Source organism: Halomonas sp. TD01 (genome assembly GCF_923868895.1).
Lineage (GTDB): Bacteria > Pseudomonadota > Gammaproteobacteria > Pseudomonadales > Halomonadaceae > Vreelandella.
Map to the genome: position 1 here is coordinate 1,646,785 of NZ_OV350343.1, position 16,059 is coordinate 1,662,843.

Consider the following 16,059-nt stretch of genomic DNA (forward strand, 5'->3'; position numbering starts at 1 on the left):
TACACATATTATAGTGAACCGTATCGTTCAAGAATAAACCATTTCGAGGCCATTATGGGCACCCCCTTCAATACTTCCTGGCGGCACCGACGTCGTGGCACGCTGGCTGCCTTAATCATGATTAGCATTACGGCAGTCGCGGTGGTTACGCTTAGTAGCCAGCACAGTCGAGCCCAGCTGGCTGATCAGCAAGGGGCTGATAACGCTTTGTTGCAAGTGGCTACGCAGCCTCTTGCCCACTCCGAACAGCTTGAGCGGGACGTGCGTTTAACGGGTCGAGTGGTCGCACGTCAGTCTGTGTCGCTTGCCTTTGAGCCCGCTGGGCGTGTTAGCGAAGTGTTGGCTGATAGGGGGAATGCGGTTGAACAGGGCGATGTGCTGGCGACACTGGATACCCGTCGCCTTGAAAGCCGTTTGGCAGAGGTAGCTGCACGCAGCGAAGAAGCCCGCGCTGGCCTTGCTTTTGCCCAGCGCCAAGAAGAGCGTGAAGCGCAACTTAATCAAAGTAACTTTGCTAGCCGCACAACGCTGGATCAGGCCCGTACAGATCGGCTAACACTTCAAGCCCGCCTTGCGGCACTGGCGGCGGAACGAGACAGCCTTACCGCAGATCTTGAAGATAGCACGTTAAAAGCGCCCTTCGCCGGACGCGTGATTGAACGTTATGTCAGTGTTGGCAGTTTAGTGGCTAGCGGCACCGCCGCGTTTGAGCTTATCGATATTGAGCAACTCGAAGCGCACCTGGGTTTGCCTGCTCGGTTAGCGGCGACGTTTACCCCAGGCGAGACGGTCACACTCAATGTTAATCAGCATACTATTGGCGGTGAGGTGCGCGCTCGGCTACCCCACATTGACAGCGACAGCCGTACACAGACGCTGGTGGTATCGCTGGACGCTTCAAGCAACGTTGTGCCTGGAGATCTCGCTGAACTCCGCTACGTAATTTCAGAGTCTGCCAGTGGCTATTGGGTGCCGCTAGATGCTTTGCGTGCTGCCGACCGAGGGTTGTGGAACGTACTGGTGGCAGAGCCGCTAGAAGAGGGGCGTTTTCGTGTGGCAAGGGCGAGTGTGGAGTTGTTGCATACCGAGGGCGATCAAGCTTTCGTGCGCGGAACCCTCGAACCAGGAATAAGGTTAATAACTAGCGGTATTCACCGCATCACCCCAGGGCAGCAGGTCACCCTCAGCGAGGATGTGGCTTATGCAGCGCATTGAATGGTTGTTTAACCGACGTCTTGTGGCATTAACCTTGGGGTTGCTGGTTGTGGCTGGGCTGTCGGCTATTCAAACGCTTCCTCGAGCAGAAGACCCTCATTTGATTGCGCGTATGGCTACCGTGCTCGCGCCGTTTCCTGGTGCTACGCCTGAGCAGGTTGAAGCGCTGGTAGCGCGGCCCATTGAAAACGAGTTGCGCACTATTTCAGAAATCCAAGTGCTTGAGTCTACGTCGCGCCAGGGCATCGCTGTTATCAGTCTTGAATTAGAAGACGCGGTTGTTGATGTCACTCCGGTGTGGAGCCGGGTACGAGATAAGTTAGGCGATATCGCGCCAACCTTGCCAGCCGGTGTGCAAACGCCAGAGCTGCTGGATGACCGAGGTTACGCCTTTAGCATGGTGGCCGCCCTGCGTTGGACGCTAGATACCCCGCCCAATCCTCAGTTGATGGAGCGCTATGCTGAACGCCTAGAAGACCAGTTTAGGCGTATTGCAGGCACGGAGTACACGCATCTGTTTGGTGTCGCAGGGGAACAGGTCGAGGTCATGGTCGACCCCTTAGAGCTAAATGCGTTGGGGCTCTCTGTAGGCCAGTTGGCCGCTGCTATCGAAGCAAGTGATGGCCGCCGCACGGCAGGCGAAGTGGTTACACATGGCCATCGGCTAACGGTCGGACTGAGCGGTGAGTTTGATACGTTGGACAGATTGCGCGATGTCGACGTGGCTATCCGGCAAGGCCAGACGGTTAGACTAGGTGAGATTGCCGAGCTGCGCCGTGGCGTGCAGGATCCGCCTGCCGCCATGGCACTGCTTAACGGCGAACGAGCGGTGTTTGTTGGTGCCCGTATGGCCCCCGGCCAGCGTATCGATGTTTGGGTTGAACGGGCTCAGCAACAACTTATGGCGTTTGCTGACGAATTGCCCGTGGGCCTTGATGTTGAGGAGGTATTTGAACAGGCCAGTTATACCAATCAGCGCTTAAGCGATGTCGCTAGCAGCCTGCTGATGGGGTTAGTACTGGTCGTGGCTATTCTATTTTTAACCATGGGCTGGCGCTCGGCGATCACCGTGGGGCTAGCGATTCCCGCCACGGCGCTGCTCACGTTGGCGTTCTTCAAACCTCTGGGTATTGATATCCACCAGATGAGCATTACCGGCATTATTGTGGCGCTGGGATTAATGGTGGATAACGCCATCGTCATGACCAATGCCCTTCGCGAGCGCTTATTGCAAGGGGATTCGGTGATTGCCGCTACCCGAGATGCCTTGCGCCATTTAGCCGTGCCGCTACTTGCCAGTACGTTGACGACAATCTTGGCGTTTATGCCAATTGTGCTAATGCCGGGGCCCGCCGGAGAGTTCGTAGGCCCGCTAGCCATGGCCGTTATGGTGGCGCTGGTGAGCTCTTACCTGGTATCGCTGTTGCTAGTGCCCGCGCTATCTCCGATGTTGCTAGCCAATGTGGCGAATAAGCCGTCAGGGTCAAAAGATAACGTGGTCAAGCGTGGTTTTCGCCGTACCGTACGCAGCGCGCTGCGTCATCCGGTGGCTGCCATGATCATAACGTTATGTGTGCCTGTGGGCGGCATCGCCTTAATGCCAACGTTAGACGTCGCGTTTTTTCCACCGGCAGACCGTGATCAATTCCACATTGAAGTACGCTTGCCACCGGCTAGCAGCATGGCCAATACCGCAGCGTTGGCCTACGAAGCCGAGGCCCTTATCCGAGAGCTGCCGGGAATCAAGCGGGTGTCGGCATTTATCGGCGAAAGTGCACCCATGATGTACTACAACGTATTGACCAATGAGGATAACAACCCCGCGTTTTTACACTTGATTGTTGATGCCGAGTCGTTAGCGGTGACGAATCAGCGGGTGCCGATGCTGCAGCAGGTACTTGATCAGCACTTTCCGCAGGCGCAAAGCGTGGTGCGTAAGTATGAACAGGGGCCTCCGTTTAAAGCCCCGATTGAGCTACGGGTCTACGGTGATGACTTGGACATACTGTCATCGCTGGGGCTCGAACTAGCGAATCTAATGCACCAGTTGCCTCAGGTGACCCATGTGCGCGCAGGCATGCAGCGCGACCTGCCTAGGTTAACGCTGGATATCGACCAAACGGCGCTTCACGATGCAGGCCTAACGCCACAACGCCTAGCGGAACAGGTTGGTGCTGCACTGTCGGGCCAGTCTGCTGGCATGCTGCTGGAAGATACTCAGCAGCTACCCGTTCGAGTGCGTTATGTTGGTGAATGGCGTACCGATGCGGAACAGCTTGCCGCGCTGCGCTTAGTCAGTGATCGCGTCGCAGAGGGGTTGCCGCTAGCGGCAGTAGCGGAGATATCGCTAACGCCAGCCTGGAGCGTGATTACTCGCCGTAATGCTGAACGGGTACAGTTGGTGCAAGGCTACTTGGTGGCCGATGCGTTGCCTGCGGTTTCCATGGCGCAGCTAGAAGACTCGCTGCAAAACGCGCTAACAGCAGGAGAGATTCATCTCCCTTCTGGTTATCGCATTGAAACCGGTGGGGAGGCCGCCGAACGCGACGAAGCCGTGGGTAACCTGTTGGCCTCGGTGATACTGCTGGTAATTGCCATGGTGGCAACGGTCGTGCTGGCGTTTAATTCCTTTCGTCGCGCAGCTATCGTGTTTATTGCTGGGGCTCAGGCGATGGGCATGGGTATTGTGGCGCTGTTATTAAGCGGCCATGCCTTCGGTTTTGTGATTATCGTTGGCATTATGGGGCTGGTGGGCGTGGCGATTAATGCCACTATCATCATCATTGCTGCGTTTGACGACGATGAGGCTGCACGCCAAGGCGATATCGATGCCATGTTAGCGGTCATTAGCGGCCCCACCAGTCGTCATATTGTCTCAACGACGATCACCACTTTCGCCGGATTAATTCCATTGATGATGGCGGCAGGTGGATTGTGGCCACCTTTCGCGCAAACCGTCGGTTTTGGGCTGCTTTTGGCAACGCTGGTGTCGTTTTTCTTTACCCCTGCGCTTTATCGGCTTTGGGTAGCAAACGGCTGTGTCAAATAGCAGCCGTTTGCTTGGATATTTAACGGCCCACAACGAGGGAAGTTGCGTGAGAAGTGTCTACCGCGTCCGCCAGCATTTCGGCGGTAATGGCTGATAGTGTCCAGCCTAGGTGGCCGTGGCCGGTGTTATAGAAAACAGTGGGCAAACGGCCAGGCCCAACTTTGGGTAGCATGTTAGGTAGCATCGGGCGTAGGCCCGCCCAGGGCACTACGCGTTGTGTGCTCACGCCAGGGAAGCACTCTTCTACCCAGCGAACCAGCGGTTGAATACGGTCGTTGCGTATATCGCGATTCGCGCCGTTAAATTCAGCGGTACCAGCCACGCGGAAGCGGTCGTGCCCCAACCGACTGGTCACCAGCTTGGTTTCATCATCTAGCAGGCTGACGGTTGGCGCGGCTTGCTGAGAGGCCTCGTCATCTAGCTGTACGGTGATGGAGTAACCTTTTACGGGGTAGATATTAACGCGATCGCCTAATTTGGCGGCAATGGCGCGGCTGCCGGTCCCCGCGCAAACGACCACGCTGTCAAAGCGTTGGCTCATGCTGTTGTTATCTACCGTGGCGCTTACCCAAACCCCATTCTCGTCAGCGCCAATATCGTCAATGTGGTGGCCATAATTAAGCTGCACGCCACGGTTGGCGGCTGCTTTAGCGAGGCCGTTGGTGTATTTGTGGATATCGCCAGTGGCGTCGCTTTCGGTATAGAAACCGCCATAGTAACTACCTGCCAGCGTTGGCTCGATGGTGCGCATTTCATCGGGGGTTACTGATCTGCGTTCAAGGCCGCCTTTCGCTAGCAACTGCGACACGCGTGCTGCGTGATCAAAGCCAGCTTTGTCGCGGTAGATATGTAAAATGCCCTGCTGTTTGAGGTCGAAATCAATCTGCTCGTCTTTCGCCCACTGGAATAAGTGTTCCCGGGCAGCAATCGCTAACCGAGTGGTTTCTGTGGTGTTGTCAGCATAACGGGGAATGGCGGCGATGAACTCTGCAAACCAGCTGAGTTTGTGCCAACTAGGGCGAGGGTTGACCAAGAGCGGCGCGTCGTTTTTTAGCATCCAACGCAGGCCTTTAAGCACCGTCGGCCAGTGGTTCCAGACTTCAGCATTCGAGGCCGATAGCTGCCCGCCGTTGGCAAAAGATGTTTCCATCGCCGCATAGCGGTGCTTTTCAAAAACAGTCACATCAAACCCGCGCTTCGCCAAGGCATAAGCACTTGTAATGCCGGTGATGCCACCGCCAATAATAGCAATGCGTTGCATAAGTCTCTCCAGATTGTATGAGCGTCGGGCGATACACTGAGCCAAAAAGTGGCTAGGTGTACCCCTTCCGTCATGGAACCTGAGAGATTCACGCATCCATTGAGGCGCTTGCTCCTTCGGTGGGCTGAGTGACGCAGTCATCAACCGCTCTTCGGAAAGTGTTAGTAATTACTGTTCTAGTAAATACCATAACAATAGCGGTCCGGTGGCCTGAGAGTTTCCGGGGTCGTTGCTCCTTCGGCGCTGGTGGCTAGCACCAGTCTCTCCCGCTATTGCTTTGACAATGTTTTAACGCGTCAGTCGAAAAAGTGAAATAGGGTAAACGTCTTAAGGGGCGTAAAAGGGAAGAGCACGCTGCTTTATCGGCATGCTTTGCAATGGTGTCGTTTTAACTGACAATATCGAAAACCTTTTAGCGATGGACGAGACGCATGCAGGCAAACGGATTTTTTGATGGTATTGGCGAAGCCATTGGCGATGCTATTCGCGTGGTGGTGGAGTTTTTATTGGGCTTTTTCACCAATTTTTTCGGCGCGTTCGATGACTTTATTGATGGCCTTACTCGCTCCCTGGGTATCAATGCGTCGTTCTTTAGCATTCTGGTGCTGGTAATTGGCTTGTGGCTGTTATGGCGGGGCTTTCGGGCGCTGCTACGAGGCTCCCTGCTAGGAGCCATCGTGCGTATTGTGCTGGCGCTGTTTATCCTGTCGTGGCTAATGATGTAGGTTGGCGCCCGCCCGTCGAAGCTTGCATGATGCCGCAGACAACAATCAGTGCGCATCCGCTTAGCTGCAGAGGTGACAACGCTTCACCAAATAGGCTCCAGCCAAAGATCACCACTGCCACCGGCTCGCAGTAAGCCAGGGTTCCATACAGGGCGGTGGGCAGTCGGTTAATCGCCATCACGGCACACAGCAATGCTAAAAAACCGGGTAAGAAGCCAGCCAATAATAGCCAAGGCCACTGCCAGGATGCGGCGGTTAATCCTTCTGGCTGCCAAAGAGCAAACGGTAATATGACCAGCGCACCTACTAGCAACTGCCAAAACGCGCAGACCCTGTCGTCTAAATGACTTGGCAAACGACGGTTAGTGAGCATAAAGCCGCTATAGGCAAACATGGCGGCTAAGGCATAGCCCATCCCAATAATGTCTTGGTGATCATCAAGGTTCAAACGAAACTCTTGCATCATCGCGAACCCAAATAGCGCCAAGCCAATCAATCCAATTTGTTCAGTGGTAAGGCGTTCACCATAGAGGGAGTGAGCTGCCACGGCGGCGATAATTGGTGCTAGGTAGATCATCAAAATAGCGTTGGCCATCTGGGTGTAGTTCATGGCCTGAACGTAAAAGAGGATAAATGACGCCAGAAGTACGCCGCTAATGACTACCTGCCGTCCAGGCAGTGCGTTGAGTGCGGTGTGGCGTTTTGTCAGCACTAAATACGCCAGCAGAAACGCCGCCCCAAGGCCTAAACGATAAAACGTAATGCTTTCGGCATTTAGCCCGGTAATGCGCGAAATAACGCCGATGGTTGCCATGCCGACAGCTGCCACCACGGCAAGCAATAAACTAGAAGGGGTGACGTTTAACGGGGTACTGCTGGCGTTAGACATTAGCTGCTTAATCATCCTGGAAGTGTGTTTGAGAATGTATTTGAAAGTGCGTTTAGGGACGTTTTTTAACGCGTTCTTGAAAGTGCTTCATCAGCGTATGACGGATTGTCATTTGCTTATCTGGTGCATTTTGCCATCATCTGCACTCTTTTTGTGCAGAGAGAGTGCAATGAAAGCCTATCTTGGCAAGATGCGAGGAGAACCAACGCCGCGCCCCCGCGTCGGCTGGAAAGATGCCTGCTGGTCGTGGCTGGGCGCTTTTACTGGCATGGCCGTTATATGCTGGCTAAGCTCTGCTTGGCTCTCGCAGCAGTTATTAATCGTGGGCTCCTTTGGGGCAACGTCGGTATTGATTTATGCAGCGCCTGAAAGCCCGTTCGCCCAGCCAAGCCATGTGCTGTTTGGCAGTGTCTTGTCGGCGTTGGTAGGGGTGGGTTGCTATCAATTGCTGGGCGCGACGCCTATCTCGATGGCACTAGCGGTGTCGCTTTCTATACTGGTTATGCAACTGACACACACCGTACATCCGCCGGGAGCCGCCGCTGCGCTGATCGCGGTAGCCGGTGGGGCGAGTGTCCACAAGTTAGGTTGGTGGTATCCGCTGATCCCCATTGGTGCTGGGTGCGTGGTCATGCTGGTAGTGGCCATTTTGGTGAATAATTTAGCGCGCCACCGTCGTTACCCACGCTATTGGTAGCCACTTGCTTCAAAAGCGTTTCCTGGTTCAATAACGACGTAGCTGCTCCTCAATGGCAAAAACGTGAGCATCGTCTGTGCCTAATTCGCGTAACGCCTGGGCTAAGTTCAGCAAATAAGCTTTATTCGAGCCGCTTGGGCCGTGGGAATGAGCAATTTGGTGTGCAATATCATCCAATGGTGCCTCGCCCAGAAAGGCAGGATTATCTTCGGTAGCTAAGTAAATTAGCCCTTCTGTTGTTGCCATTGCCGACTGTTTATCGCCACATTGCCCTAGAAAAGTGAGGGGCACTTTTTCACGCAGGTAGCCGTTCTTTTCGCGTACATCCAGCGGTGCCAGCACATCAGGTGTAATGCGGTACGCCATGCCGTGACACACGGCACCTTGGGCGCGAATCAGCGTCGCGACGCGACCCGGTGCGTCAGGCGTGCCGCGATGATCGTGAGAGCCTTGCCAAAAACGCCGCGCCCAGCCGGTAATGTAGGCGGGCTGACGTTCTAGGTAGGCAAAGTCAGCTTTCCATATCAGTGAGCCATAACCAAAAAGCCAGATATCGGTATGGCCATCGAAGAAGTTTCTTTGCTGGTTCAGGTCGGTAGTATCAAACATCGCTATTAAGCATCATGAGCACGGCGTATGGGTTAAGGTGCTTATCTTATCATGCCTTTATTGATGACTTACTTGACCACCTCCGGAGACCGACATGCGCGCTATTTTTCTCGTCGATAACGGCTCATTACGGCCCCAGGCAACCCACAACCTGCGCCGTGTAGCGTTTGCGCTCAGCCAGCAGCTAGGAGAAACCGTGCAAGCGGCTTCCTTGCTGCACTCTAATAAAATTCCTCCTGAAGAGATCGACGGGATCCCCGCGATTACCCTAGGTCCGGCCGCTGAACGCAGTGTCGAGCTGGGGGCGACAGAGATCATTGTGCTGCCGTTCTTCTTTGGGCCAAGCAAGGCACTGACCGGCTACCTGCCAGAGCGCATGGCAGCACTGCAGGCGCGTTTTCCCCGGGTGAGCGTTCGTGTGGCCCAACCGCTGGTGGATGAACGGGGCAATAACGACCTGCGTTTAGCCAAGCTGCTGGCCGACAACGTGCGCGACAAGCACCAAACGGGAACGACGCCACACGTAGCCCTGGTGGATCACGGTAGCCCGATTCCTGAAGTGACAGCCGTGCGCAATCGCTTAGCCGGGCAGTTAAGCGTGCTACTGGCAGATGAGGTTAGCTGCGTCGCAGCGGCATCCATGGAGCGCCGTGAAGGCGACGAATATCGCTTTAACGAGCCGCTGTTGGAGCATTTGTTGGATACGCCAGAGTTCCAATCAGGCTCGGTCATCTTAGCGATGCTGTTTCTCTCGCCTGGGCGTCATGCAGGGGAAGGCGGCGATATCGCCGAGATTTGTGCCGCCGCGGAACAGCGCAACCCAGGTTTGAGCGTGACGACCACCGCGCTTGTTGGCGAGCATCCTGACATTGTTGAGATACTACATGCTCGGTTGAGCCAAGCGCTTGATGGTGAACGTTTTCTACTCGAACTTCCGGCTACACTAGACAATGCGCGCTAGGGGGGAGGTGTAACGCTGCTCAAAGGCGCGTAGAATCGCGAGCCTTTGAATGCGCAATTACACTGTTAACCAGGGCTCACATCTTGATCGCAACCGCCAATATCACCATGCAGTTTGGGGCAAAGCCCCTGTTTGAAAATGTTTCCGTCAAATTTAATAACGGCAATCGCTACGGTTTGATTGGCGCCAATGGTTGCGGTAAGTCCACCTTTATGAAGATTTTGGGTGGGGAGCTTGAGCCTTCTTCCGGGCAGGTCATGCTGGATAGCAGCACGCGGCTGGGTAAGCTGCGCCAGGATCAGTTTGCCTATGAGAACGAGCGGGTCATCGACACCGTTATCATGGGTAATGCTGAGCTGTGGAAAGTGGCCGCCGAACGCGAGCGGATCTACTCCCTGGCAGAAATGAGTGAAGCCGACGGAATGGCAGTGGCTGACCTGGAAGTGCGCTTTGCTGAACTCGACGGTTATACCGCCGAGTCTCGCGCTGGGGAGCTACTGCTGGGGCTAGGTATTCCCATTGAACAGCATACCGGCCCGATGAGCGAAGTTGCTCCCGGCTGGAAACTGCGTGTGTTGCTGGCCCAGGCACTGTTTTCCGACCCAGATGTACTGCTGCTCGATGAACCGACTAACCATTTGGATATCAATACTATCCGCTGGCTGGAAGATATTCTCAAAGCGCGCAGTAGTACCATGGTGATTATTTCTCACGATCGTCACTTCCTGAATAGCGTGTGCACGCACATGGCGGATCTGGATTACGGGGAAATTACCCTGTTCCCAGGCAACTACGATGACTACATGACCGCGGCCACCGCTGCTCGCGAGCGCCAGCATTCAGATAATGCCAAGAAAAAAGCCCAAATTGCCGAGCTTCAACAGTTTGTTAGCCGCTTCTCGGCCAACGCCTCCAAAGCCAAACAGGCTACTTCACGGGCGCGCCAGATCGACAAAATTAAGCTGGAAGATATCAAGCCGTCCAGCCGAGTTAGCCCGTTTATCCGCTTTGAGCAGAATAAAAAGATTCACCGCAATGCAGTGAATGTTGATGCGATTACCAAAGGCTACGACGATGATAAGCCGCTCTTCGAGCGTTTCTCGATGACCGTAGAAGCGGGTGAGCGGATTGCCATTATCGGCCCCAACGGCATTGGTAAAACTACTCTGCTGAAAACCCTGGCGGGTGATTTACACCCTGATGCTGGTGAAGTGAAGTGGACCGACGCCGCTGAGGTTGGCATGTTTGGTCAAGACCACACCGACGACTTTCCTGTCGATGCCACGCTTTTTGAGTGGATGAGCCAGTGGACCAAAGGCGGCGAGCAGGTGGTGCGCGGTGCGTTGGGCCGGATGCTGTTTTCCAGCGACGACATTAACAAGTCTGTCAGAGTGATCTCAGGTGGTGAGCAGGGGCGCATGCTGTTTGGCAAGCTAACGCTCACCAACCCCAACGTGCTGTTAATGGATGAGCCGACTAACCACCTGGATATGGAATCGATAGAAGCGCTGAACTTAGCGCTGGAAAACTACCCCGGCACGCTGATATTTGTCAGTCACGACCGCGAGTTTGTTTCCTCGCTGGCTACGCGCATTATCGATATGCAGCCTGATGGTCTTGTCGACTTTAGCGGTAGCTACGACGACTACCTGCGTAGCCAAGGCGTTGTCTGATCGCTCTAGATTAGCCAATAATTTGTGCGTAGGTCGACTCGGAGGCGGGTTGCCTATCGGCATCGAGCAAGTTGCCGCTAAAGGTGTCGTTTAACTCTTTGGCGAGCTCTACATAAACGTACATCTGCTGATTGCGACGTTTATGCAGCGGTGGCTTAACCAGCAAGCTAATCCCACGAATGGGTTCGTGGGTTTCCCCTTTTAGTAGATCAGGCATTTCTCCAGGTGGAAAGGCGTTAGCGATCGTTACCGGGTTAGAGGGTTGCTTGCCGCTGATTAAGTAAACCTTTTTGACTGCATCATAGCTGGCTTCTTTTCCTCGTAGCCACTCGGCTAGGCGCTCGTCCGTGGTGGCATCGGGGTGGGCAAAAATCACAAACAGAGAATACTGCTTTACTTTTTCTGTACGCGCAGCAGGCGCAGGGGTTTCTGGTTCGGGTGAGGGCGGCTGGGGTTGTGCTTTGGGTGTTGGCGGCGGCGCGGAGGCTTTTGCTTTGGCTCTTCGTTGCTTGGGAACAACCACATAGACGAAAATAGCGGCGGCCACTATCCCCAGCACTAATGAAGCGATGGCGAGTAAAAAAGGAAGCGAAGTGATATCCATTTCATTGAGTCCTATCTGTCGGCGCTTAGGCCCTATTATTTAATCGTAAAATAGCTGCATTAAGTGTTAACGCAAGCGCCACCCAAAGCCAGTAAGGCACCATTAGCCAAGCAGCCAACGCGCTCACATTAGCGAATAGCGCAATGGCTAGCGTAATTAACCCCAACAGGAGCACGATATCCGCCAGCGCTGCGGTAATTTGCTTGCGCCCAAAGAACAACCATGACCAAGCTGCATTGGCCAGTAATTGAAAGCCATATACGACCAAGCTGGCGGTGCGTAACGGGGAGTCATCAGCCATATAAATACGCCACGCCGCAATGGCCATCAATAAATAAAGGATGCCCCAGGCGATAGGGAAAGCAATATCAGGTGGTGTCCAGCTAGGTTTCTGCAGTTGACGGTACCAGCTATCAGGGCGGAAACGCCCCCCCGTGGTGGCAGTAATGCCAACAAGCAGGAGTGACACCAGCAGAGCGAACAGCGAACCGAGCATGACTCACCTGTATGTGAAAACGGAAGAATCAATAGCCTAGCAGTGAATACTCACTGAGCCTATGGTGTACCGCCCAGCGTGGTATGTGAATTACCGATATGCGTCACCAGAGTTTACCGTGTTCTCTCAACGCAGTATCGTTCTGGATAAAGCCTAAATGAAGCGCTAATTATGAAATACTGTTCGCCAATAGGTGATATCGACTGTGATTTTCTGGCTAATGTAGGCAGTGCTGCTTGGCATAAGCAGCTTGCCAGTTTGGTGCGCTCTGCGGGGAATCGGGACTTTCCGGCGCGGCTGGAGATGGTGCTGCGAGCTATAGCAGGCTTTGATACGATTCTGATTAATACCTACAAGGGGCGTCGTCGGCCGCTACTGATTCACGACGACTACCCGTCTGAAAATCGTCAACAGGCGATAGACCGCTATCTCAGTGGTGCCTATTTGTTGGATCCTTTTTTTACTGCTATTGATGGCGGGCTGGACAGTGGGGTCTATCGACTGCGGGAACTTGCACCAGACCGTTTTGAATCTAGCGACTATTATGCGCATTACTACCGGTCGTTAGGGTTAGCCGATGAGGTTGGGCTATTTGCCTGTGTTGGAGAAGATGTCTTGATGGTGGTGTCATTAGGGTTTCAGAAAGACGCCCCTCTGAAGCGCCGCTCCCTGCAAGTCTTGAAAAATGTGGCACCGCTGATCGAGACTCTGCTGATGGAGTTCTGGAAGTGGCAGGGCATGCTTTTTCAGCAAACACTGGAAAAACATGCCCCTGTGGAAGCCGCTTTCGCGAGCTTTGGCCAGCAGTTATTAACGGCACGTGAACAGGAAATAGTGCGTCTTCTGTTAGCCGGGCACTCCACTAAGTCAGCGGCTCGCGAGCTTGATATCAGCGATGGAACCGTAAAGGTACATCGCAAACATATTTATCAGCGTTTGGATATTTCCAGTCAATCGCAGCTTTTTCAGCTGTTTCTTGAGCATGTGGCGTTAATTTCCCGACAATTGAGAAGCTAGCTAGGCAGCCCACTATGGCTGTAACGACATCCAGATGGTTTTTATCTCGGTATACTCGTCAAGCGAATGAAGCGATTTATCCCGCCCGTTGCCTGATTGCTTAACACCACCGAACGGTACTGTCATGTCCGGGCCTGCCCAGTTGTTTACGTACACTTGCCCAGACTGGAGCTTGCGTGAAACACGCATCACACGATCAATATTCTGACTCCAGACCCCTGCCGCCAAGCCGAAGTCACTATCGTTAGCGAGCGCAAGCGCTTCGTCTTCGTTATCGAAGCCAAATACCGCTAGCACTGGGCCGAAAATTTCCTCGCGACCTACTGCCATCTTAGGCGTAACGTCATCAAAAATCGTGGGTGGGATAAATAGCCCAGGGCCGTTAAGCGGTTCTCCACCGGCTCTTAGTGTGGCCCCCTCTTCCTGGCCCTGTTGTATATAGTCGAGCACTCGGCGGTATTGGGTCTCGTCCACCATGGCACCCATGAAGCTTTCTGGGTCTAGTGGATCTCCTGGCTGCATTTGCTCGGCGGCTTTTACCACGCGGGCTACAAAGTCTTCACGGATACTGTTTTCTACCAACAAACGAGAGCCTGCAATACAGACCTCGCCCTGATTGTGGAAGATAGCCGTTGCGGCATGCTGGGCAGCTTTGTCGAGATTCTGGCAGTCCGCAAAGATGATGTTGGGGCTTTTGCCTCCGCACTCTAAATAGACGCGCTTAAGGTTCGACTGCCCAGCGTATTGCATCAGCTGTTTACCGACCTGTGTTGAGCCGGTAAAAGCAAGGCAGTCGACCTGCATTGATAGCGCCAGCGCTTTACCTACCGTATGGCCATAGCCAGGCAGAACCTGAAAAACGCCCATGGGCAGGCCCGCTTGCTTGGATAAACTAGCAAGGCGCAGCGCTGACAGCGGTGATTTTTCTGATGGTTTAAGGATGACGCTATTCCCTGCTGCTAAGGCAGGGGCGATTTTCCAAGCGGTCATCATCAGCGGGAAGTTCCACGGTACGATTGCCGCAACGACACCTAAGGGTTCACGAACGATAAGCCCTAAATTGTTATCACCCGTGGGGGCAACTTCACCATAAAGTTTGTCGATGCTTTCCGCGGTATAGCGCAAACAGCTGATGGCTCCGTCGATATCACCCAAAGCGCTTGAAATAGGCTTGCCCATATCGAGCGTATCAAGCAGTGCCAATTCATGCTTATGATCCTGCATTAAGTCAGCAAGCTTAAGGAGGGTGACTTTACGCTGTGTCGGTGAGCGCCGCGCCCAATCGCCCCGTTGGAAAGCTTCTTGGGCGGCTTTAACCGCGAGTGCAGCGTCAGCGTCGTCACAGCTTGCGACCTCGGCTAACACGCTGCCGGTAGCAGGGTTAATCGTAGTAAGCGTGTTACCACTCTGTGCATCCACAAAGCGGTCATTGATATACGCACGGGTTTCGAAATCGAGCTTTTCCGCTAACGCTTGCCACTCGGTCTGGTTGGTTGGGGCCGTGGTTGAAATAATTGTTGAGACAGTGGTTGGGGTGTTCATGCGTTAATTTCCAGGCTGTTGGCGTTTTCGATAAGGGCGTCACAGAGCGTTTGAGCGCCGAGGGCGCAGTGTTCCGGTGAGGAATACTCCGCTTCGTTGTGGCTAATACCATCGCGACAGGGAATGAATAGCATCGCAGTGGGGGCCACTCGTGAAACGTAAACAGCATCGTGACCAGCGCCGCTCATCATCCGGCGGTAGGGAATACTGTGACATTTGGCTGCTCTTTCAAGCGCGGCAACGCATTGTTCGTCAAACTCAACCACGGGAGAGGCCCAGGTGCGCTCAAGGTCTGCTACTACGCCAAACGTGCCGGTAATGTCTGCTAACTCGCTACGAAATCGCTCTTCAAGTATGTCTAGTTGCTCTTCCACTACATGTCGAAGGTCGACGGTCAGGCTGACGTTAGCAGGGATGACATTGCGAGACGGCGTATCAATTTCCAGGCATCCAAAGGTTACCTTGGTATCACCGCTGGTGTCGTACGCCGCATGGGTGTATAGGCGGTCAATTAATCTTGCGGCTGCCGCTAATGCATCCTGGCGATAAGACATTGGAGTGGTGCCCGCATGGGCCGCATTCCCTTGAATCGTCAGGTCAAACCAGCGCATTCCCTGCACGCCAGTGACAACGCCAATTGCCAGCTCCTCTTCTTCAAGCACTGGGCCTTGCTCAATATGCAGCTCAAAAAAGCTGGCTAGCTGCGGCTCCCCAATAGGCAGGTTGCCTTTGAAGCCCGTCTCTTCAAGCGCTTGTCCAAAGGTAACGCCCTTGGCATCCTGTCGAGCTAGGGTTTCCTCAACTGCGAAAACTCCTGCATAGGTACCAGACGCTACCATGGCTGGTGCAAAGCGGCTGCCTTCCTCGTTGGTCCAGACGATAAGTTCAAGCGGACGTTCGGTCACTACATTGTGATCGTGCAGGGAACGAAACACTTCTAATCCGGCGAGTACTCCCAGAACGCCATCGAAGCGTCCGCCTTTGGGCTGGGTGTCCAGATGGCTGCCTGTCGCCACAGGTTTAAGGTCGTTACGCTTACCAGGTCGGCGGATAAAAAGATTGCCTACGCCATCAACACGAACTTGGCAGCCAATCTCTTCACACCACTTAATCAATAGATGCCTACCGGCAGCATCCTCCTGGGTAAGCGCCAAGCGGTTACTTCCGCCGTTGGGCGTGGCGCCGATCTCTGCCATCGCCATTAAACTTGACCAAAGTCGCTGACCATCAATAGCAATCTGCATGGAAGCCTCTTCTTATGCTTATAGGGTGATTTAGAGACTTTCACCTTAGGTGCCTAGTCGATAAGTCGATATACCCC

The 16,059-nt window shown here is 54.0% G+C and carries 14 protein-coding genes and 2 riboswitches; of the genes, 7 read left to right on the top strand and 7 right to left on the bottom strand.

Annotation, left to right across the window (positions count from 1 at the left end):
- Nucleotides 1–54 precede the first annotated feature (54 nt).
- On the top strand, nucleotides 55–1,215 hold the full coding sequence (locus L1X57_RS07655; RefSeq protein WP_009722938.1) for an efflux RND transporter periplasmic adaptor subunit: 1,161 nt from the start codon (nucleotides 55–57) through the stop codon (nucleotides 1,213–1,215).
- Nucleotides 1,202–4,264: an efflux RND transporter permease subunit gene (locus L1X57_RS07660; RefSeq protein WP_009722937.1), complete on the top strand. Its 3,063-nt coding sequence runs from the start codon at nucleotides 1,202–1,204 to the stop codon at nucleotides 4,262–4,264. Before L1X57_RS07655 ends, L1X57_RS07660 begins: the two co-directional genes overlap by 14 nt.
- A gap of 19 nt (nucleotides 4,265–4,283) precedes the next feature.
- Here L1X57_RS07660 and L1X57_RS07665 read toward each other — a convergent pair whose 3' ends face one another.
- Nucleotides 4,284–5,525, bottom strand: a complete 1,242-nt coding sequence (locus L1X57_RS07665; RefSeq protein WP_009722936.1) for a D-amino acid dehydrogenase — start codon at nucleotides 5,523–5,525, stop codon at nucleotides 4,284–4,286.
- A gap of 57 nt (nucleotides 5,526–5,582) precedes the next feature.
- Nucleotides 5,583–5,690, bottom strand: a riboswitch (glycine riboswitch).
- 23 nt (nucleotides 5,691–5,713) lie between these two features.
- A riboswitch (glycine riboswitch) is annotated at nucleotides 5,714–5,804 on the bottom strand.
- A gap of 152 nt (nucleotides 5,805–5,956) precedes the next feature.
- Between L1X57_RS07665 and L1X57_RS07670 the strand changes: the two genes are divergently transcribed.
- Nucleotides 5,957–6,250, top strand: coding sequence for a hypothetical protein (locus L1X57_RS07670; protein ID WP_009722935.1), 294 nt, complete (start codon nucleotides 5,957–5,959; stop codon nucleotides 6,248–6,250).
- Here L1X57_RS07670 and L1X57_RS07675 read toward each other — a convergent pair.
- On the bottom strand, nucleotides 6,225–7,139 hold the full coding sequence (locus L1X57_RS07675; RefSeq protein ID WP_009722934.1) for a DMT family transporter: 915 nt from the start codon (nucleotides 7,137–7,139) through the stop codon (nucleotides 6,225–6,227). The two genes, L1X57_RS07670 and L1X57_RS07675, sit on opposite strands and share 26 nt — an antisense overlap.
- A gap of 169 nt (nucleotides 7,140–7,308) precedes the next feature.
- Here L1X57_RS07675 and L1X57_RS07680 point away from each other — a divergent pair, with 169 nt between their 5' ends.
- A complete protein-coding gene (locus L1X57_RS07680) occupies nucleotides 7,309–7,836 on the top strand; it encodes an HPP family protein (protein WP_009722933.1) in 528 nt (175 codons plus the stop codon).
- Between the two features lie 27 nt (nucleotides 7,837–7,863).
- Here the strand turns inward: L1X57_RS07680 and L1X57_RS07685 are convergent, their stop codons facing one another.
- Entirely contained in the window at nucleotides 7,864–8,445 is a 582-nt protein-coding gene (locus tag L1X57_RS07685; RefSeq protein ID WP_009722932.1) for a gamma-glutamylcyclotransferase, read from the bottom strand.
- A 94-nt stretch (nucleotides 8,446–8,539) separates the two neighbouring features.
- Here L1X57_RS07685 and L1X57_RS07690 point away from each other — a divergent pair, with 94 nt between their 5' ends.
- Nucleotides 8,540–9,406, top strand: a complete 867-nt coding sequence (locus tag L1X57_RS07690) for a sirohydrochlorin chelatase (protein ID WP_009722931.1) — start codon at nucleotides 8,540–8,542, stop codon at nucleotides 9,404–9,406.
- An 83-nt stretch (nucleotides 9,407–9,489) separates the two neighbouring features.
- On the top strand, nucleotides 9,490–11,079 hold the full coding sequence (locus L1X57_RS07695; RefSeq protein ID WP_009722930.1) for an ABC-F family ATPase: 1,590 nt from the start codon (nucleotides 9,490–9,492) through the stop codon (nucleotides 11,077–11,079).
- A 10-nt stretch (nucleotides 11,080–11,089) separates the two neighbouring features.
- Here the strand turns inward: L1X57_RS07695 and L1X57_RS07700 are convergent, their stop codons facing one another.
- Together L1X57_RS07700 and L1X57_RS07705 are read right to left on the bottom strand one after the other, a co-directional pair.
- The gene (locus L1X57_RS07700) at nucleotides 11,090–11,683 is read right to left on the bottom strand and encodes a cell division protein ZipA C-terminal FtsZ-binding domain-containing protein (RefSeq protein WP_009722929.1); all 594 of its coding nucleotides are present in this window, start codon (nucleotides 11,681–11,683) and stop codon (nucleotides 11,090–11,092) included.
- A gap of 25 nt (nucleotides 11,684–11,708) precedes the next feature.
- On the bottom strand, nucleotides 11,709–12,179 hold the full coding sequence (locus L1X57_RS07705) for a TspO/MBR family protein (protein WP_009722928.1): 471 nt from the start codon (nucleotides 12,177–12,179) through the stop codon (nucleotides 11,709–11,711).
- Nucleotides 12,180–12,350: 171 nt separating this feature from the next.
- Between L1X57_RS07705 and L1X57_RS07710 the strand changes: the two genes are divergently transcribed.
- Entirely contained in the window at nucleotides 12,351–13,196 is an 846-nt protein-coding gene (locus L1X57_RS07710) for a helix-turn-helix transcriptional regulator (RefSeq protein WP_009722927.1), read from the top strand.
- A gap of 12 nt (nucleotides 13,197–13,208) precedes the next feature.
- On the opposite strand, the gene L1X57_RS07715 is transcribed toward L1X57_RS07710, so the two are convergent.
- Both L1X57_RS07715 and L1X57_RS07720 read right to left on the bottom strand, forming a co-directional pair.
- A complete protein-coding gene (locus tag L1X57_RS07715; protein WP_009722926.1) occupies nucleotides 13,209–14,738 on the bottom strand; it encodes an aldehyde dehydrogenase in 1,530 nt (509 codons plus the stop codon).
- Nucleotides 14,735–15,982 carry a M20 family metallo-hydrolase gene (locus L1X57_RS07720; RefSeq protein WP_009722925.1) on the bottom strand — a complete coding sequence of 416 codons (1,248 nt, stop codon included), beginning with the start codon at nucleotides 15,980–15,982 and terminating at the stop codon, nucleotides 14,735–14,737. Before L1X57_RS07720 ends, L1X57_RS07715 begins: the two co-directional genes overlap by 4 nt.
- Between the last annotated feature and the right edge of the window lie 77 nt (nucleotides 15,983–16,059).